This is a genomic window from Streptomyces sp. UNOB3_S3, from assembly GCF_020740895.1.
Lineage (GTDB): Bacteria > Actinomycetota > Actinomycetes > Streptomycetales > Streptomycetaceae > Streptomyces.
In genome coordinates this window covers 1-19,466 of the sequence record NZ_JAILXP010000105.1, presented here as the reverse complement: position 1 = coordinate 19,466, position 19,466 = coordinate 1, and the positions used below count along the sequence as shown (strand labels likewise).

Annotated in this window: 14 protein-coding genes; 12 read left to right on the top strand and 2 right to left on the bottom strand. The window is 73.6% G+C overall.

All coding sequences use genetic code 11. From position 1 onward, the window contains the following. The first annotated feature begins 88 nt into the window (after window positions 1–88). From K6I33_RS14220 to K6I33_RS14210, 3 genes are all read left to right on the top strand, one after another. Window positions 89–1,726 (top strand): ABC-F family ATP-binding cassette domain-containing protein, encoded by a 1,638-nt coding sequence (locus tag K6I33_RS14220; RefSeq protein WP_229351707.1) that lies wholly within the window; start codon window positions 89–91, stop codon window positions 1,724–1,726. A gap of 312 nt (window positions 1,727–2,038) precedes the next feature. Then, window positions 2,039–6,124: a Pls/PosA family non-ribosomal peptide synthetase gene (locus K6I33_RS14215; protein WP_229351703.1), complete on the top strand. Its 4,086-nt coding sequence runs from the start codon at window positions 2,039–2,041 to the stop codon at window positions 6,122–6,124. Beyond that, entirely contained in the window at window positions 6,121–7,527 is a 1,407-nt protein-coding gene (locus tag K6I33_RS14210; RefSeq protein WP_229351700.1) for a M1 family metallopeptidase, read from the top strand. The genes K6I33_RS14215 and K6I33_RS14210 overlap by 4 nt, the downstream gene beginning before the upstream one ends. Before the next feature lie 18 nt (window positions 7,528–7,545). On the opposite strand, the gene K6I33_RS14205 is transcribed toward K6I33_RS14210, so the two are convergent. Together K6I33_RS14205 and K6I33_RS14200 are read right to left on the bottom strand one after the other, a co-directional pair. Then, a complete protein-coding gene (locus K6I33_RS14205) occupies window positions 7,546–8,451 on the bottom strand; it encodes an isopenicillin N synthase family oxygenase (RefSeq protein ID WP_229351698.1) in 906 nt (301 codons plus the stop codon). Between the two features lie 47 nt (window positions 8,452–8,498). Next, a complete protein-coding gene (locus tag K6I33_RS14200; RefSeq protein WP_229351695.1) occupies window positions 8,499–9,290 on the bottom strand; it encodes an alpha/beta fold hydrolase in 792 nt (263 codons plus the stop codon). Window positions 9,291–9,395: 105 nt separating this feature from the next. Between K6I33_RS14200 and K6I33_RS14195 the strand changes: the two genes are divergently transcribed. The 9 genes from K6I33_RS14195 to K6I33_RS14155 all read left to right on the top strand — a co-directional run bounded on the left by K6I33_RS14195 (window position 9,396) and on the right by K6I33_RS14155 (window position 19,397). Next, window positions 9,396–9,851 carry a MarR family winged helix-turn-helix transcriptional regulator gene (locus K6I33_RS14195; RefSeq protein ID WP_229351692.1) on the top strand — a complete coding sequence of 152 codons (456 nt, stop codon included), beginning with the start codon at window positions 9,396–9,398 and terminating at the stop codon, window positions 9,849–9,851. A 44-nt stretch (window positions 9,852–9,895) separates the two neighbouring features. Further along, window positions 9,896–10,633 carry a helix-turn-helix domain-containing protein gene (locus tag K6I33_RS14190; protein WP_229351690.1) on the top strand — a complete coding sequence of 246 codons (738 nt, stop codon included), beginning with the start codon at window positions 9,896–9,898 and terminating at the stop codon, window positions 10,631–10,633. A gap of 69 nt (window positions 10,634–10,702) precedes the next feature. Beyond that, window positions 10,703–12,148, top strand: a complete 1,446-nt coding sequence (locus K6I33_RS14185) for a CoA transferase (RefSeq protein WP_229351688.1) — start codon at window positions 10,703–10,705, stop codon at window positions 12,146–12,148. Window positions 12,149–12,167: 19 nt separating this feature from the next. Next, the gene (locus K6I33_RS14180) at window positions 12,168–13,361 is read left to right on the top strand and encodes a CaiB/BaiF CoA-transferase family protein (protein ID WP_229351686.1); all 1,194 of its coding nucleotides are present in this window, start codon (window positions 12,168–12,170) and stop codon (window positions 13,359–13,361) included. 52 nt (window positions 13,362–13,413) lie between these two features. After that, on the top strand, window positions 13,414–14,589 hold the full coding sequence (locus K6I33_RS14175) for an acyl-CoA dehydrogenase family protein (protein WP_229351685.1): 1,176 nt from the start codon (window positions 13,414–13,416) through the stop codon (window positions 14,587–14,589). Next, the gene (locus K6I33_RS14170; protein ID WP_229351683.1) at window positions 14,589–15,644 is read left to right on the top strand and encodes an acyl-CoA dehydrogenase family protein; all 1,056 of its coding nucleotides are present in this window, start codon (window positions 14,589–14,591) and stop codon (window positions 15,642–15,644) included. Before K6I33_RS14175 ends, K6I33_RS14170 begins: the two co-directional genes overlap by 1 nt. A 134-nt stretch (window positions 15,645–15,778) precedes the next feature. After that, window positions 15,779–16,990 (top strand): CaiB/BaiF CoA-transferase family protein, encoded by a 1,212-nt coding sequence (locus tag K6I33_RS14165; RefSeq protein ID WP_229351680.1) that lies wholly within the window; start codon window positions 15,779–15,781, stop codon window positions 16,988–16,990. Continuing rightward, on the top strand, window positions 16,987–18,129 hold the full coding sequence (locus tag K6I33_RS14160) for an acyl-CoA dehydrogenase family protein (RefSeq protein WP_229351678.1): 1,143 nt from the start codon (window positions 16,987–16,989) through the stop codon (window positions 18,127–18,129). The genes K6I33_RS14165 and K6I33_RS14160 overlap by 4 nt, the downstream gene beginning before the upstream one ends. A 53-nt stretch (window positions 18,130–18,182) precedes the next feature. Continuing rightward, window positions 18,183–19,397 (top strand): acetyl-CoA C-acetyltransferase, encoded by a 1,215-nt coding sequence (locus K6I33_RS14155; RefSeq protein WP_229351676.1) that lies wholly within the window; start codon window positions 18,183–18,185, stop codon window positions 19,395–19,397. Window positions 19,398–19,466: the final 69 nt, after the last annotated feature.

The following is a 19,466-nucleotide window of genomic DNA, read 5'->3' as shown; positions in this document are numbered from 1 at the left end:
ACCAGGGCCCGTCCCCCCGCCCCGCCCCCTCGCGTCACCACCTCGTGGGCCGCTGCTCCGGGGGCCACCGGATAAAGTCGGTGGTCTTATGAGTGCCACCCTCGTCGTCAAGGATCTCGCCGCCGGTCACGGCGACCGCACCCTCTTCTCCGGGCTCGACCTCGTCGTCGCCCCCGGGGACGTCATCGGGCTCGTCGGAGCCAACGGGGCGGGGAAGTCGACCCTGCTGCGGATGCTCGCGGGCCTCACCGCGCCCGAGCGGGGCTCGCTGCGGCTCAACCCGCCCACCGCCACCGTCGGCCATCTGCCGCAGGAGCCCGAGCGGCGCGAGGGGGAGTCCGTGCGGGCCTTCCTCGCCCGGCGGACCGGGGTCGCTGCTGCTCAGGCCGCGCTCGACGCCGCCACCCAGGCGCTCGTCGACGGCGCGCCCGGGGCGGACGACGCCTACTCGGTCGCGCTGGATCGCTGGCTGGACCTGGGCGGCGCCGACCTCGACGAGCGGGCCGAGGAGGTCGCCGCCTCGCTGGGCCTCGGCATCGGTCTGGACCGGCCCATGACGGGCCTGTCCGGCGGCCAGGCCGCCCGCGCCGGTCTCGCCTCCCTGCTGCTCAGCCGCTACGACGTCTTCCTGCTGGACGAGCCCACCAACGACCTCGACCTGGACGGCCTGGACCGGCTGGAGTCGTTCGTCACGGGGCTGCGCGCCGGCACGGTGCTGGTCAGCCACGACCGGGAGTTCCTGACCCGCACGGTGAACAAGGTCCTGGAGCTCGACCTCGCCCAGCAGCAGATCACCCTTTATGGCGGTGGCTACGCCGCCTATCTGGAGGAGCGCGAGACCGCCCGCCGGCACGCCCGCGAGGCCTACGACGAGTACGCCGACACCAAGGCCTCGCTGGAGGCCCGGGCGCGCACCCAGCGGAACTGGATGGAGAAGGGCGTCCGCAACGCCCGTCGCAAGGCCACCGACAACGACAAGATCGGCCGCAAGCTCCGCGCCGAGTCGACCGAGAAGCAGGCGGCCAAGGCCCGGCAGACCGAGCGGCTCATCGAGCGGCTGGAGGTCGTGGAGGAGCCCCGCAAGGAGTGGGAGCTGCGGATGGAGATCGCCGCCGCGCCCCGCTCGGGCGCGGTCGTGGCGACCCTGCGCGGCGCGGTCGCCCGGCGCGGGTCGTTCGCCCTCGGCCCGGTGGACCTCCAGATCGACTGGGCCGACCGGGTCGCCATCACGGGCGCCAACGGCTCCGGCAAGTCCACGCTGCTGGCCGCGCTGCTCGGCCGGCTGTCCCTGGACGAGGGCGGCGCCGCGCTGGGCCCGGGAGTGGTCGTGGGCGAGGTGGACCAGGCGCGGGCGCTGTTCTTCGGCGAGGAGACGCTGCTGGCGGCGTTCGGCGCGGAGGTGCCGGAGCTCGCCCCGGAGGACGTCCGGACGCTGCTGGCCAAGTTCGGCCTCAAGGCGGCGCACGTGCTGCGCCCGGCCGTGACGCTCTCCCCGGGCGAGCGCACCCGTGCGGCGCTGGCCCTGCTCCAGGCGCGCGGGGTGAACCTGCTCGTCCTCGACGAGCCGACGAACCATCTCGACCTGCCGGCGATCGAGCAGCTGGAGTCGGCGCTGGCCTCGTACGACGGCACGCTGCTGCTGGTCACCCACGACCGCCGGATGCTGGACGCGGTCCACACCACGCGGCGGCTGGAGGTCGCGGACGGGCGCGTGAGCGAGCGCTGAGCGGTCGCTGGGTGGTTCCTGTGGGAGGGCTGAGCGAACGGGTGACGCCGGGTCCGAAAAGAAAACCAGGGTAAGGCCAACACTTTCCCAAGAGAAGGCCATGGCGTCAGCCCTGTTTGACCATTGAATCAGCGGTAATACGCCGGGTACGGCAGTGCATTTGAAGCGTTGATGGGGTTACCCGGAGTCCGTTCGATTTACGGAACGTTGGGAACCGGCATACGAACCACTCGTCGGCGGGTGCCGTCTGTGGGTGCGGACGTCGTCCGATGACGTCCGTGCCACCCACGTCGAATAGAGGCGTACCGACCGATGTCATCGACCCTCCCAGGACCCGCACCCGTACCCACGGGCTCCCTGGCGGGCAGGGCGCGCTACCGCAGCGCCCCGCCGCACCCGGAGCGCACCCTGCTCGACGTGTTCGATTCCACCGCCGCCGCACACCCCGATGCCCTCGCCCTGGACACCGGCGGCGCGGCCCTGACCTACCGGACGCTGACCGCCGAGGTCGCCGCCCGCGCCGACCGGCTGCGCCGGGCCGGCGCCGGGCCCGGCGACCGGATCGGCGTCCGCGTGCCCTCCGGCACCGCCGAGCTGTACCTCGCGATCCTCGCCGTCCTCCGCTGCGGCGCCGCCTATGTGCCCGTCGACGCCGACGACCCCGACGAGCGGGCCGCCACCGTCTTCCGCGAGGCCGGGGTCTGCCTGGTCATCACCGCGGACACGCTGCTGCCGGGCCCCGCCCCCGCCACCGGCCCCGACCGTCCGCCGCTGCCCGACGACGACGCCTGGATCATCTTCACCTCCGGCTCCACGGGCGCGCCCAAGGGCGTCGCCGTCAGCCACCGCAGCGCCGCCGCCTTCGCCGACGCCGAGGCCGGTCTCTTCCTCAAGGACTGCCCGCTCGGCCCCGGCGACCGCGTCCTGGCCGGACTGTCCGTGGCCTTCGACGCCTCCTGCGAGGAGATGTGGCTGGCCTGGCGGCACGGCGCCTGCCTGGTGCCCGCCCCCCGCTCCCTCGTCCGCGCCGGCCACGAGCTCGGCCCCTGGCTCGTCGAGCGCGGCATCACCGTCGTCTCCACCGTGCCCACGCTCGCCGCGCTGTGGCCGCCGGAGTCCCTGGACCGGGTACGGCTGCTGATCGTCGGCGGTGAGGCCTGCCCCGCCGAGCTCGTCGACCGCTTCGCCGTGCCCGGCCGCGAGATGTGGAACACCTACGGGCCCACCGAGACCACCGTCGTCGCCTGCGCGGCCCGGATGCACCCCGGCGAGCCCGTGCGCATCGGATTGCCCCTGGACGGCTGGGAGCTGGCCGTCGTCGACGCGGCGGGCGAACCCGTGCCCTGGGGCGCCGAGGGCGAGCTGGTCGTCTCCGGCGTCGGCGTCGCCCGCTACCTCGACCCCGTCAAGGACGCCGACCGCTACCGCCCCTCGGCCGCCCTCGCGACCACCCGCGCCTACCGCACCGGCGACCTCGTCCGGGCCGACCCCGAGGGCCTGGTCTTCGCCGGGCGCGCCGACGACCAGATCAAGATCGGCGGGCGGCGGCTGGAGCTCGGCGAGATCGACGCCGCGCTCAGCGCCCTGCCCGGGGTGCTGGGCGCCGCCGCGGCCGTCCGCACCACCCCGGCCGGCGGGCGGCTGCTCGCCGGATATGTGGTGCCCGGACCCGACTACGACCGCGAGCTCGCGAGAAAGCTGCTGGCGGAGCGGCTGCCGGCCGCGCTGGTGCCCGTCCTGGGCGAGGTCGCCGAACTGCCCACCCGCACCTCCGGGAAGGTCGACCGCGACGCGCTGCCCTGGCCGCTGCCCACCGCCGGGGACGACGGGGCGGAGGGCGGGCCGCTGACGGGGACCGCCGCCCGGCTCGCCGACCTCTGGGAGGAGCTGCTCGGCACCCGGCCCTCCGCCGGCTCCGACTTCGTCTCCCTGGGCGGCACCAGCCTGGCCGCCGCCAAGATGGCCTCCGCCCTGCGCGAGCACCACCCCGGCGTCTCCGTCGCCGCCCTCTACCGCCATCCCGTGCTCCGCGACATGGCCGCCCACCTCGACTCCCTCGCCCCGCAGGACACCGTGCGGCGCGAGGTCCGGCCCGTGCGCCGCCGCATGGGCGCCGCCCAGATCGTGGTGCAGACCGCCCTGTTCGGCGTCGCCGGGCTGCGCGGGCTCGTGGGCCTGGCCGCCGCCGACAACGTCCTGGGCCTGCTGGCCCCCGAGGCCTGGGCGCCCCACACCTCCTGGTGGCTGGTGCTGGCCGGCTGGCTGATCCTCTTCAGCGCCCCCGCCCGCTTCCTGCTGGGCGCGGCCGCCGCCCGCCTGCTCACCCGGGGCATCACCCCGGGCGCGTACCCGCGCGGCGGCCGCGTCCACCTGCGGCTGTGGGCCGCCGAACGCACCGTCGCCTCCTTCGGCGTCCCCGCCCTCCTCGGCACCCCCTGGGCCACCTGGTACGCCCGCGCCCTGGGCTGCGCGACGGGCCGGAACATCTCCCTCCACGCCATGCCGCCGGTCACCGGCCTCGCCTCGTTCGGCGACGGCTGCGGCGTCGAACCGGAGGCCGACCTCGCGGGCTGGTGGCTCGACGGCGAGACGCTGCGCGTCGGCGCGATCTCCATCGGCGCCGACGCCCGCGTCGGCCACCGCACCATGCTGATGCCGGGCGCCTCCCTGGGCCAGGGCGCCACCCTGGAGGGCGGCGGCTGCCTCGACGGCCACATCCCGGCCGGCCAGACGTGGGAGGGCTCCCCGGCCCGGCCGGTGGCGGGAACCCCTGCGGGGGCGCCTGCCGCTGGGCTCGCGGATGCCGGGTCGCCCCAGGGCGGTCCGCGCCACGCCGGGGCACCGTCCCTGGACGTGTCCTACGCGGGGGCGGGTCACGGCGCGTCCGGTCCCGCGCGGAGCGCCCACGTTCCCGGGGCGCGGCGCGCCGGCCGTACCGGGGGCCCCGCCACGGCCCCCGGCACCGGCCGGCACACCGCGCGCCACCGCCGCTCGCGGCGCTGGTCGCTCGCCTACGCGCTGTCCCTCGCCGGACTGCCGCTGCTGCCGCTGCTGGCCGCGCTGCCCGCGCTCGTCGGCACGTACTACCTGATCGAGGGCTGCGCCACCCTGACGACCGCCGGTCTGTGGCTGCTGGCCGCCGTCCCGGCGTTCACCTTCGTCACCACCGTCTGCTGGATGCTGGTCATCGCCCTGGTCGTCCGGATCCTCGGCCGGGGCATCACCCCGGGCAGCCACCCCGCCGACGGCGGCGTCGCCTGGCGGGTCTGGCTCGTCACCCGGCTCCTCGACGGCAGCCGCGCCGGTCTCTTCCCGCTCTACGCGAGCCTGGCCACCCCCGGCTGGCTGCGCCTGCTGGGCGCGCGGATCGGCCGGCGGGCCGAGATCTCCACGGTCCTGCCACTGCCCTCCCTCCTCACCGTCGACGACGGCGCGTTCCTCGCGGACGACACCCTGGTCGCCCCGTTCGAGCTGCACGCGGGCCGGATGAAGCTGGGCCGCGTCCGCATCGGGCGCCGGGCGTTCGTCGGCAACTCCGGCATCGTCGGCCCCGGCCGTGAGGTCCCCGACCACGCGCTGATCGGTGTGCTCTCCGACGCCCCCGCGCACAGCGAGCCCGGCAGCTCCTGGCTGGGCCGCCCCGCGATGCCGCTGCCGCGCGTCGCCTCCGGCGGCGACGCCGGGCGCACCTTCGAGCCGCCCCGGCGGCTGATGATGGCCCGCGCGGCCGTCGAACTGTGCCGGGTGCTGCCGCTGATGTGCGGCCTCGCGCTCGCCGAGGCCGTGCTGCTGATCGAGCAGGACGCCCTGGACGACCACGGCCTCGGCTTCGCCGCGCTCATCGCCCCACCGCTGCTGCTGGCCGCCGGCGTCGTGGCCGCGCTCACCGCGACCGCCGCCAAGTGGCTGCTCATGGGCCGCTTCAAGGCCGGGGAGCACCCCCTGTGGAGCTCCTTCGTCTGGCGCAACGAGCTCTACGACACGTTCGTGGAGTCCCTGGCCGTGCCGTGGCTGGCCGGTCCCTTCACCGGCACGCCGGTCCTCAACTGGTGGCTGCGCAGCCTCGGCGTCCGCGTCGGGCGCGGGGTCTGGTGCGACACCCACTGGCTGCCGGAGACCGATCTGATCTCCCTCGGCGACGGCGCCACCGTCAACCGGGGCTGTGTCCTGCAGACGCACCTCTTCCACGACCGGATCATGCGCATGGACCGCGTCGAGCTCGGCGCGGGCGCCTCGCTCGGCCCGCACGGCATCGTCCTGCCGGGCAGCACGGTCGGCGAGCACGCCGCCATCGGCCCGTCCTCCCTTGTCATGCGGGGCGAGACGGTGCCCGCCGGGACCCACTGGGCGGGCAACCCCATCGCCGGCACGCAACCCGCGCGCGAGCTCGTGGCATGAGCCTCCGGGACCGCTTCGCGTGCAGCCGCCGCGGCCTCCTCACGGCCGCGGCGGCGCTCCCGCTGGGCGCCGCCGCGCTCTCCGTCGGCGGCGACAGCCGCCGCACGGCCGCCGTGCCGGGCTACTTCCCCCGGCACGGCTCCCACGGCCACCGCACCCTCGCCTACGACCTGCGGCTCGGCTACGACCCGGGCCGGGCCTGGCTGGACGGCCACGCCCGGATCCACGCCGTCTCCAACGACCGTACGCGCGTGGTGGCGCTGGACCTGGCCCGGCTGTCGGTGCGCTCGGCGCACCTCGACGGGGAGCCCGTCGCGGTCCACCGCCGCGACGGCAAGCTCCTCCTCACGTCCGCCCGGACCCTCGTGCCCGGGCAGGCGTTCGTCCTCGACGTCCGCTACGCGGGCCGGCCGAAGCCCGTCACCACGCCCTTCGGCAGCGTCGGCTGGGACCGCACCGGCGACGACCACGACGGGACGCTCGTCGCCTCCCAGCCCGTGGGCGCCCCCTCCTGGTTCCCCTGCAACGACCGCCCCGACGACAAGGCCGCCTACACCTTCACCGTCACCGTGCCCCGGGGCCACCACGCCCTGGCCAACGGCACCCTGCGCGAGCACGTCCCCGTCGGCGACGGCGCCACGGAGCGCTGGACGTACCACCACCCCGGCCCCATGTCCTCCTACCTCGCCGCCCTCTACACCGGCCGTTTCACCCACGAGGAGCGCGGCGGGGTGCGCAACTCCTACCCGCCCCACCTCGCCGAGCGGGCCCGCCACGACCTGGCCCGCCAGCCGGAGATGCTGCGCGCCTTCGCCGGTCTCTTCGGCGACTACCCCTTCGAGTCCTACGGGGCGGTCGTCGTCGACGCGGAGCTGGCGGCGCCGGTGGAGAACCAGACGCTGTCCGTCTTCGGCGGCAACCACATGGACGGGCGGCGCGGCTGGGAGACGCTCGTGGCCCACGAGATCGCCCACCAGTGGTACGGCAACAGCGTCGGCCTCGCCGACTGGCGGCACATCTGGCTCAACGAGGGCTTCGCCACGTACGCGGAGTGGCTGTGGTCCGAGCACCTCGACGAGGACGACGCCGACACCCTGGCCCGCCAGGCACGGCAGGACCTGTCCGGCCGCCGGCAGAACCTCCGCATCGCCGACCCGGGCCGGCGCAGCCTCTTCGACGACCGGGTGTACGTCCGGGGGGCCTGCACCCTCCACGCGCTGCGGCTGGCCGTGGGGGACGACGACTTCTTCCGCACCCTGCGCACCTGGCACGACGCCCACCGGGGAGGCAGCGCGAACACGGACATGTTCCTGGCCCACGCCGAGCGGGTGACGGGCCGTGAGCTGGGCACGGTGCTCCACCCGTGGCTCTATGACAAACGGCTGCCGGACTTCCCGGCGTGAGCCGGCCTTCGCCGGTCGTCAGCCGACCTTGATGGCGTCGAGCTTCTCCCTCAGATAGCGGTGGGAATCGACGCCGCGCACATCCGTGCCCGGATCGCACTCGTAGAAGTACACCAGCGACATCAGCTCCTCGGCCGGTTCGTCGACGGGCGGCGGCAGCACGCGGTGCCGCCCGGAGCACCAGCGTCCCTCGGTCCAGAAGGACATGAGATCGCCGATGTTGACGGTAAGGGCATCAGGGTCGTACGCGGCGTCCTGCCAGCCGTCCTCGTCCGTGAAGACCTGCAGTCCTCCCCTGCCCCGCTGCCGGTCCAGGACCGTGACCGTGCCGAAGTCGGTGTGCGGGCCGATCCGGAACTGGCCGGGCTGCGGGGAACCGGTCGTCCCCGCGCCCGGGTACCAGTTGATGTTGAACCCCCATGTGGGATGGGTGGTGTGCCGGGTGAAGAAGTCCTCGCCCTCTCCGAGGGCGGCCCCCAGCAGTCCCAGGATGTCGTCGGACAGCCGGCGCATCCGGGCCAGGTAGTCGGCCACCAGGGGCCGGAGCAGCGGGGCCTCCGCGGGCCAGGTGTTGGGCAGGAACCACTCGGCGTCCACGGCCGGGTCCCCGCTGGGCTCCTCCGCCGCGAAGGAGAGGGATTCCTTGAGGTCGGGCGGCGTTTCGGTGCCCTCCGCGTACCCGTTGGCCTCGGCACCGGGCCCGAGCCAGCCGCGCTCGCCGACCTCGACGGCGTACCGCCGTTTGGCCTCTTCCGGCAGCCCGAAGAACACGCGGGCCTGCGCGCGGACGGCGGCCCGCAGGTCCGGGGCGATGCCGTGCCCGGTGACGAGCAGGAACCCGGCGGTGCGCAGCGCCCGGTCGACCGCGGCGGGGCTGCCGTCGGTCCGCCAGGTGCGCAGATCGACGGTGGGAATGGAGGCCATGACGGGACTCTTCTCGCGGGCGCCGCACACCAAACCCGGCGTGTCCCTCAGGCCTCGTCCAGCGCCTGACGCTTGTCCACGTATTCGGTGACGACCGAGAAGAACCGGGCCGGGTCCTCGAACGGCAGGCCGTGCCCACCGGGGACCTGGAGGTACTCGGCCCCGTCGATGGCGGCGGCCAGCTCGCGCTGGTGGTGGGGCGGGACGACCTGGTCGTCCGCGCTCGCCACCACGAGCGTGGGGGCGGTGACGCGGCACACCGCGTCGCGCAGGTCGACGCGGCTGTCCAGTTCGATCTGCCCGAGAACGCGCTCGTCGAGCATGGCCGTGAAACCCGCGGCCATCTCGGCGAACCCGGCCTCGTCGAGCGCGCCGAGGAGGCCGGGTCCCATCGCGGTGAGGATCAACTGGCGGGCCAGCAGGTCCGGGTCGGTGCGCAGCAGCCGCGCCCACAGGTCGAACATGAACTTCTCCCGCGCGGTCGTCCTGACCCATCCGGCGTGCAGAACGAGCGAGGTCACGGCATCGGGGTGCCGGGCGGCCACGGCCGTGGCGACGACGGCGCCCACCGAGTGACCGGCCAGGTGGAACCGTTCCAGCCCGGCGGCGCGGGCGGTGGCGACGATCCGGTCGGCGAGTTCGTCCAGGTCGATCGGGGCGGGGTACACGGCGGTGGCGCCCGCGCCGGGCAGGTTCGGGGCGACGACCGTGTACCGGTCGCGCATCGCGTCGACGATAGGTCCCCAGTTCGAGGTCGCGTCGGCGCCGGTGCCGTGGATCAGGACGAGGCCCGGGCCGGACCCGGCGACGACGTGGTCGAGCAGTTCAGGGCTGGACATGGGTTGCCTCCATGAGTGGCACAAGATCAGTAACAGGGCTCTTATGTATAGCAGAGCTCTGTCATAAGCCAGAGCCCGATGAACCGATGACGTACGATCGATCCCATGGACATGCCGCTCACGGAACGCCTCGGCCTGCACATCAAGCGGGCCGAGCAGGAACTGATGGCGGCCAAGCACGCGGCGCTCCGCCCCCTCGGGCTGACGGTTCCGCAGTACGTCGCGCTGTACACGGTCGACGCACAGCCAGGGGTGTCCGCCGCCGCGCTCGCCCGCGCGTGCCTGGTCACCCCGCAGACCATCGCCACCGTGCTCGCCAACCTCGAAGCGAAAGAGCTGATCACACGGCAGCCGCACCCCTGGCACCGCAAGGTGACGGAGGTGCGCCTCACCGACGACGGACGCCGGCTGCTCAAGCGGGCCGACGCGGAGGCCGTCGCCATCGAACGGCGGATCGCCGACGGATTCAGCGCCGAGGAACGCGCCCTGCTCATCGAATTGCTGGCCCGCGCGTCGAGCCGGCTGAACCCCGCGCCGTCACCCGCACCGCGGCGAGACTGACGCCCCCTGGCCGGCGGAGTACACGAAGGACAAGGTGGGGCGGGATGGGTGAGTACGGACGGCGTCGGCGTCACCGTACGGTGGACCGGGTCGCATGGATCCTGGAGGCCGCCGCGCGGGCGCCGGGCGGGGTGACCGTGGCCGAGGTGGCGCGGACGGTCGGGGCGCCGGCGAGTTCGGTACAGGATCTGGTCAACGGCCTTGTCGCGACGGGCTTCCTGCTGGAACAGCACGGGCACTTCAGACTCGGGCCCGCACCGCACGTCCTCAACCTCATCGCCGGCCGGGTCGTCCCGCGGATCGGGCAGGCCGAGCTCAACGAGCTGAGCCGCGTCGCGGGCACCCCGGTGCTGCTCACGGTGCGGGTCGGGCTCGACGCGGTGCACCTCGGGCGCGGCGGCGAGGACGAGATTCCGCGCCTCGTGCCGCTCGCCGACGAGCACGTGGCCCGGCCGCTGCTGCGTACCGCCGCGGGCCGTCTGCTGCTGGCCTTCACCGACGAGGCGGAGCGCCGTGGGCTGCTCGACGAGCTCGCCCGCCATGACCCCGAGGCGGTCGCCGAGTTCCGCCGCGCTCTTCCGGCGATCCGCGCGTCGCGGATCAGCCGCAGCGAGGGTCTGGCCGATCCCGAAGTCAGCGCGCTCGCGATCCCCGTCACCGACGGCCCCGTCATCACGGGTGCTCTTGTGCTGACGCACCGGCGCCGTGGCCGCTCGGAGCGGCTGAGTCTGGACCGGGCGGCGGCCCGGCTCCTCGCGCACATCCAGGAGGGGCGGACGTGACGTTCGCATCGATTCACGGATATCCGTGAATGCGGGCGCTCCTACAGGGCCGGGAACGAGCATCCCGGCATGACTTCGAACACGCTGACCACGGCCGAGCCGACGCCTCCGCCGTCCACGGGAGAGATCGTCTCCCGGCTGCTGCACACCCTCGGCGACCCTGATCCGGCCCGGGGGGCCGAGGACATCACCGTTGTCGGGGCGGATCCCCTGGTGCCCTCGGTGCACCGCCTCGCCGATGCCATGTCGGCCGCGATCGGGGTTTTCGGGCGGCAGACGGCGGCGCTCGGCGAACAGCGCGGCCACCGGCACCAGAAGGTGGAGGTAACGGCCGGAGCCGCGATCGACCAGCTCATGGCGACGTATCACACGACGCTGTCGGGGCGCCCGATCGGTGTCCTGCTCGACGATCCGGCGCTGCTCGGCAACAACGACTTCTACCGGGCGCGCGACGGCCGGTGGATCTTCATCATCACCACCTATCCGCATCTGCGGGACGCGGTCCACTCCGTGCTGAGCTGCGGGTTCGACAAGGCCGGGATCGCGCGGGCCGCGGCCGGCTGGGACGCCTTCGCCCTGGAGGAGGCCATCTGCGCGCGGGGCGGCGTCGCCTGCGCGGTGCGCGACCGGGACGAGTGGCTCGCGCACCCCGCGGGGCGGTACGTCGCGCGGCGCCCGGTCGTCGAGATCGAACGCGTCGGTGACGGGCCGGTCCGGCCCCTGGAGCCGATCGGCGAGGCCGACGAGGCGCTCACGGGCGTACGGGTCCTCGACCTCACCCATGTCATCGCAGGTCCCGTCGGGGCGCGGCTCCTCGCCCAGTTCGGCGCCGACGTGCTGCACCTGTCGCGTCCCGACCGCCCCGACCCGATCCCGATGATCGCGATGACCGGCGGCGGCAAGCGCAACGCCTACTGCGACCTGCGCGACGGTCACGACCGTGCGGCCTTCCACGAGGTGCTCCAGGACGCGGACGTCTTCGTGCACGCCTACCGGGGGCTTGCCCGGCACGGGGCACAGGCCGAGGAACTCATCCGGCGCCGCCCCGGACTCATCACCCTCGAATACCACGCCTGGGGCGCCGACGGCCCCTGGGGCGAACGCGGAGGGTTCGACCAACTCGCCTGCTCGGCAACAGGATTCGCCGTCGAGGAGTGGACCGACCGGCCGTCGCTACCGCCGACGTACCTGCTCAACGACTACCTCGCCGCATACCTCGGGGCCGCCGCCGTGGCAACGGTCCTGCGCCGGCGTGCGACGGAGGGCAGCTCGTGGCGGATCCGCGTGACCTTGGCCGGGGTGTGTCACTGGGTTCAGGAACTCGGGCTGCTGGCACGGGAGAACGTCATCGACCTGCCCCGGCCCGGGCGCGCGCCGCTCGCCGCGCTGTCGACCACCATGACCGACTTCGGCCCGCTCACCGAACCGGCGACGCCGTTCGCGTACAGCGGGCGCACGGTTCCCCAGCCCGGCCGGCGGTCCCCGCTCGGGTCCGCCGTGCTCCAGTGGCGCTGACCCCGGGAGGTTTTGGAAGATGTCCGAGAAATCGAGCGGCCCGTCCGGCCGTGGACTCCTCGCCGGAGTCCGTGTCATCGAACTGGCCAGTGTGATCATGGCCCCGTACGCCGCCCAGCAACTGGGCGACCTGGGCGCCGATGTGGTCAAGGTCGAGCCGCCCGCCGGTGACATGACGCGCCATTACCCTCCGCGGCGCCACCCCGGCATGGGCGCCGCGGCACTGAACCTGAACCGCAACAAGCGCAGTGCCGTCATCGATCTCAAGGCCCCGCACGGTCGCGACGCCCTGCTCGCCCTGCTGCGCACCGCCGACGTCTTCATCACCAACCTGCGCCCGCAGGCCCTGGAGCGTCTCCGCCTCGGGTACGACGACATCGCGGCGGTCAACCCCGGCCTGATCTACGCCAACGCCCAGGGTTTCCGCAGCGACAGCCGCTACGGCACCCACGCCGCCTACGACGACATCATCCAGGCGGCCAGCGGCCTGGTCTGGCTCAACCACCAGGTCTCCGGCCGGCCGCACTACGTCCCCACCGTGCTGGCCGACAAGATCTGCGGCATGCAGATCGCCCAGTCGGTGCTGGCCGCGCTGCACTACCGGGAGCACGGCGGCACCGGCCAGCACATCGAGGTCCCGATGGCCGACACCATGCTCGCCTTCAACCTGGTCGAGCACCTGGGCACGGCTGCCCTGGAGCCCGACGGGGCGTTCGGTTCGGCGCGCTCGCTCAGCCCGGAGCGCCGTGCCCAGCGCACCGCCGACGGCTGGATGTGCATCCTGCCGCACAGCGACCGCGACTGGCGGGAGTTCACCGCCTTCGTCGGCCGCCCCGACCTGGCCGACGATCCGCGCTTCGCCACCGGACCCGACCGGGCCCGCAACGCCGACCAGTTCTATCCGCTGCTCGCGGAACTGACACCGCGCCACACCAGTGCCGAGTGGCAGGAGTTCTGCGACCGGGCGGGCATCGCCGCCGCCCCCGTCCTCGACCTGGAATCCGCCGCCACCAGCGCCTACGCCCGCGAGGGCGGCCTGCTGCGCGATGCCGAACACCCCACCGAGGGCCCCTACCGGTTGATCGGCCGACCGGTCCGCTACTCGGCCGACCCGGAGCCGGAGCCGCGGCCCTGCCCGGCCATCGGCCAGCACACCGACGAAGTGCTCGGCGAGGTCGGCTTCGATCCTTCCTTGTTGCACTCCGCGAACTGACCGATTGCAAACTGACCGATTCTCCGTAACCCCAACCGGGAGCTACTGATCCATGTCTCCTTCGACTTCGACGCTTTCACCGATCGCGTTCCCCGACGTCGCACTGCCCGAATCGGCCCGCCGGCTCCGCGCCGAGGTCCGCGCCTTTCTCGACGAGGAGCGCGCCCGCGGCACCGTGCTCGGCCGCCCCGACTCCTGGCTGGCCGGCTGGGACGACGGCTTCAGCCGCCGCCTCGCCGAACGCGGCTGGGTCGGCATGGCCCTGCCCACCGAGTACGGCGGTGCCGGCCGCGGCTTCCTGGAGCGCTATGTGGTGATCGAGGAACTGCTCGCCGCCGGCGCCCCGGTCAGCGCGCACTGGGTCTCCGACCGGCAGGCCGGCCCGTCCGTCCTCCGGCACGGCACCGAGGAACAGCGCCGCTTCTTCCTGCCCCGGATAGCCGCCGGACAGTGCTTCTTCTCCATCGGCATGAGCGAGAAGAGCAGCGGCTCCGACCTCGCCTCGGTCGCCACCCGCGCCGAACGCACCGCCGGCGGCTGGCGGCTGACCGGCACCAAGATGTGGACCGGCGGCGCCCACGTCAACGACTACGCCATCGTGCTGGCCCGCACCGACGAGGCCGAGGACAGGCACGCCGGTCTCAGCCAGTTCATCGTCGACCTGCGTGCCCCGGGGGTACGGGTCGAGCCGATCCACCTGATGAGCGGCGAGCACCGCTTCAACGCCTGCCACCTCGAAGGCGTCGACGTCCCCGACGGCATGCTGCTCGGACAGCGGGGCGACGGGTGGAAGCAGGTCACCGGTGAACTCGCCTTCGAGCGCAGCGGCCCGGAGCGCTACCTGTCCACCTTCCCCCTGCTGGTCTCCCTGCTCCGCGAACTGGAGCAGCGCTCGGCGACGGCCGAGCAGCTCGCCCAGGTCGGCATCCTGACGGCCCGTCTGCACAGCGTCCGCCGGCTGTCCCTCGGCGTGGCCGCGGCCCTGGACGCCGGAGCCTCGCCCGATATCCAGGCCGCCCTGGTCAAGGACCTCGGCACCCGCCTGGAGGGCACGCTGATCGACGCTGTCCGCGGCATCCTGCCGACCCCCGCCGATCCGCACGCGACCCCCGGCAGCCACCCCGAACTGCTCGCCTTCGCCCTGCTGCACAGCCCCGGCTACACGCTGCGCGGCGGCACCAACGAAATCCTTCGCGGCATCATCACTCGTGGACTGGAGCGGCACTGATGAACACCCACACGATAGACACCGGCACACCCGTCATCTCCGCCGACGCCTACGACACCAACGCCTTCTACGCCGATCCCGACGCCATCGCCGTCGTCGTCAACACCACCGACCCCGACGCCGTGGCCCTTCCGGCTCGGGACGCCTCCACCGCCGAACTCCTCGCCGCAGCCCAGGAGGCAGGACGCCGGGCGGTCCCCGCCCCGTTGGCCGAAACGGCCCTGGTCGCCCGCCCGCTGTTGCGCCGCGTCGGCCTCCCCGTCCCCCACGGCCCGCTCGGCTACGCCATCGCCCCCGAGCTCACCGTCCGTTACGCCCACCCGGCCGCCTCCCCTGTCGGCTCGGCCGGCTGTCTGGGCGACGATGACACCCTGCTGGTCAGCGGCACCCTGCGCCGCGTCCCCTGGGCCCGCGCCGCCACCATGGTGGTCGTCCTGGCCACCGCCCCGTCCGGCCCCGTCCTGTTCACCCTCACCCCCGACCAGGCCGTCCTCACCCCCGGAGCCAACCTCGCCGAGGAACCCCGCGACGACCTGCACCTCGCCTCCCTCGAGATCCCCGCCTCGCGGGTCCGCAGGGTCTCCCCCGAACTACTGGACGAGGCCCGGCTCCGCGCGGCCCTGGCCCGCTCCGCCCTGATCGCCGGAGCCGCCGAACGCTGCGTCGACCTGACGGTCGCCCACACCACCGCCCGCACCCAGTTCGGCCGTCCGCTCAGCCGCTTCCAGGCCGTCAAGCAGGAAGAGGCGCGGCTCATCGAGGAGGCCGCCCTGGTCCGCGCCGCCGCCGCACCGCTGGACGGCGGCGGCCCGGCAGCACACGTCGCCGTCGCCGCCGCCAAGACACAGGCATCCGCCTCGGCCGCCGAGATCGCCCGTATCGCCCACCAGCTCCACGGCGCCATCGGCATCACCCGGCTCAGCCCGCTCCACCTCGCCACCACCCGCCTGTGGTCCTGGCGCGACGAAGACGGGGACGAAACCTACTGGGCCCTCCGCCTGGCCAGGTCCCTCACCGCCACCGGCCTCTGGCCCACCCTCACCACCACGCCCTGACCCCTCGCCCCCCCACGCGCCCACAGACCCGCCCCGCAAGACCCTTGTGATCGGTAGAACACGTTCTTAACATCACGAGTGTTACAGCGGTTGTGTCACAGGGACGTGGGGGCCGTATGGACAGCGGGACCGGGATGGCGACTGGGACAGGGACGGCAGTGAGCGGGCCGCTCGCCGGGGTGCGGGTGGTCGAGCTGGCGGGCATCGGGCCGGGGCCGTTCGCCGCCATGCTCCTCGGCGACCTCGGCGCCGACGTGGTCCGCGTCGAGCGCCCCGGCGGGCCCGGGCTGGCCATCGACCCGGCCCACGACATCACCAACCGCAACAAACGCTCCGTCCTCGTGGACCTCAAGTCCGAGGACGGCGCGCGCACCGTCCTCGATCTGGCCGCCCGCGCGGACGTCCTGATCGAGGGCTACCGCCCCGGCGTCGCCGAGCGCCTGGGCGTGGGCCCCGACGCCGCGCTGGCCCGCAACCCCGCGCTCGTCTACGGGCGGATGACCGGCTGGGGCCAGGACGGGCCGCTCGCCGCCAGCGCCGGGCACGACATCGGCTATATCGCCGTCACCGGCGCCCTCGGCCTGACCGGGCCCGCCGACGGCCCGCCCTACGCCGCCGCCAATCTCCTCGGCGACTACGCGGGCGGCTCCCTCTATCTCGTCATCGGGATCCTGGCCGCCCTCCAGCACGTCCACGCCGGCGGGCCGGGGCAGGTCGTGGACGCCGCGATCGTCGACGGCACCGCCCATCTCACCGCGATGCTCCACGGCATGCTCGCGGCCGGCCGCTGGCAGGACCGGCGCGGCGCCAACCTCCTCGACGGCGGGGTGCCCTTCTACAGCACGTACGAGACGGCCGACGGCGGGTATATGGCCGTGGGCGCACTGGAGCCGCGCTTCTACGCCGAGTTCACCCGGCTGCTCGGCCTCGGCGAGAGCGCGCCCGTACGCGAGGACCCCGCCCGCTGGGGCGAGCTGCGCACCGCGATCGCCGAGCGCTTCCGGCAGCGCACCCGGGCGGAATGGACGGAGGTTTTCGAGGGTTCGGACGGGTGCGTCGCGCCCGTCCTGTCGCTGCGCGAGGCCCCGGAGCACCCCCACCTCGCCGCGCGCGCCACCTTCACCGGCCACGGCGGCATCACCCAGCCCGCCCCCGCACCCCGTTTCTCCGCCACCCCCGGCTCCGTGCGCCGGCCGCCCGCGCGGCCGGGCGCGGACACCGCCGAGGTGGCCCGCGACTGGGACGTCCCCGGTCTCGGATCCGCTCTCGAACCCGCTCTCGAACCCGGTCTCGAACGGCACGCGCCGGACGCCGGCGCGGCAGAGAAAGGCAGCCAGAACCGATGAAGCGTCAGCTCTTCACCGCCGACCACGAAGCCTTCCGCGAGACCGTGCGCGCCTTCCTCGCCAAGGAGGTCACCCCGCATCAGGAGCAGTGGGAGAAGGACGGCATCGTCTCCCGCGACGCCTGGCGGGCCGCCGGGCGCCAGGGCCTGCTGGGCCTCGCCGTGCCCGAGGAGTACGGCGGCGGGGGCAACCGGGACTTCCGTTACAGCGCCGTGCTCGCCGAGGAGTTCGCCCGCGCCGGGGCGGCCGGACTCGCGATCTCGCTGCACAACGACATGGTCGGCCCGTACCTGGCGGGCCTCGCGACCGAGGAGCAGAAGCGGCGCTGGCTGCCGGGGTTCTGCTCGGGCGAGACCATCAGCGCCATCGCCATGACCGAGCCCGGCGCGGGCTCCGACCTCCAGGGCATCCGCACCACCGCCGAGGACCGGGGCGACCACTGGCTGCTCAACGGCGCCAAGACGTTCATCTCCAACGGCATCCTCGCCGACCTGGTCGTCGTCGTGGCCCGGACGACGCCGGAGGGCGGCGCCAGGGGGCTGAGCCTGCTGGTCGTCGAGCGGGGCATGCCGGGCTTCGAGCGCGGCCGCAACCTCGACAAGATCGGGCAGAAGGCCCAGGACACCGCCGAGCTGTTCTTCGCCGACGTCCGCGTCCCCAAGGAGAACCTGCTGGGCGAACCGCAGGGCGCGTTCGGCCATCTGATGGCCAATCTGCCGCAGGAGCGGCTGAGCATCGCCGTCTCCGCGATCGCCGCCGCCGAGCACGTGCTGGAGATCACCACCCGCTACGTCAAGGAGCGCGAGGCGTTCGGCCGGCCGCTGGCCCGCCTCCAGCACATCCGCTTCGAGATCGCCGAGATGGCCACCGAGTGCGCGGTCACCCGCGCCTTCCTCGATCGCTGCGTCACCGACCACGACCGGGGCGAGCTCGACGCCGTCCACGCCTCCATGGCCAAGTGGTGGGCGACCGAGCTCCAGAAGCGCGTCGCCGACCGGTGTCTGCAACTGCACGGCGGGTACGGCTACATGGCCGAGTTCCCGGTGGCGAAGGCGTTCACCGACGGGCGGATCCAGACGATCTACGGCGGTACGACCGAGATCATGAAGGAGATCATCGGCCGCTCCCTCCTCTCCTGAACCCCTCCCCCTCCCCGATGACTTCCGAGATGACTTCCGAAAGGCCCACGCCCTTGAGCACCGAAGCGTACGTATACGAGGCGATCCGCACCCCGCGCGGCCGTGGCAAGGCCAACGGCTCGCTGCACGGCACCAAGCCCATCGACCTCGTCGTCGGGCTGATCCACGAGCTCCGGCGGCGTTTGCCGGACCTCGACCCCGCCGCGATCGACGACATCGTCCTCGGTGTCGTCAGCCCCATCGGCGACCAGGGATCCGACATCGCCCGGATCGCCGCCATCGCCGCCGGGCTGCCCGACACCGTCGCGGGCGTCCAGGAGAACCGCTTCTGTGCCTCGGGTCTGGAGGCCGTCAACCTCGCCGCCGCGAAGGTCCGCTCCGGCTGGGAGGACCTGGTCCTGGCGGGCGGCGTGGAGTCGATGTCCCGGGTGCCCATCGCCTCCGACGGCGGCGCGTGGTTCGCGGACCCGATGACGAATATGGACGTCAACTTCGTCCCCCAGGGCATCGGCGCCGACCTGATCGCCACGCTCGGCGGCTTCTCCCGCCGTGACGTGGACGCCTTCGCCGCGCGGTCGCAGGAGCTGGCCGCCGCCGCGTGGAAGGACGGCCGCTTCGACCGTTCCGTGGTGCCCGTACGCGACCGCAACGGCCTCGTCGTCCTCGACCGCGACGAGCACCTGCGCCCCGGCACCACGGTCGACACCCTCGCCGCCCTCAAGCCCTCCTTCGCGGCCCTCGGCGAGCAGGGCGGCTTCGACGCGGTGGCCCTCCAGAAGTACCACTGGGTGGAGAAGATCGACCACGTCCACCACGCGGGCAACTCCTCGGGCATCGTCGACGGCGCCTCCCTCGTCGCCATCGGCAACCGCGAGGTCGGCGAGCGCTACGGGCTGCGGCCCCGGGCCCGTATCGTCTCGGCCGCCGTCTCCGGCTCCGAGCCGACCATCATGCTCACCGGCCCGGCCCCCGCCACCCGCAAGGCGCTCGCCAAGGCGGGGCTGACCATCGACGACATGGACCTGATCGAGGTCAACGAGGCCTTCGCGGCGGTCGTCCTGCGGTTCATCGAGGAGACGGGCGCGGACCTGGCGAAGGTCAACGTCAACGGCGGCGCCATCGCGCTGGGCCACCCGCTGGGGGCGACGGGGGCGATGCTGCTGGGCACGGTCGTCGACGAACTGGAGCGACGGGACGGACGGTACGGGCTGATCACGCTGTGCGTCGGGGGCGGGATGGGGATCGCGACGGTGGTGGAACGGGTGTAGCGCCTGCGGCGGGCTGTGCCCCAGTCCCGCCCCTTCACCGTTTCCCGGGGGCTCCGCCCCCGGACCCCC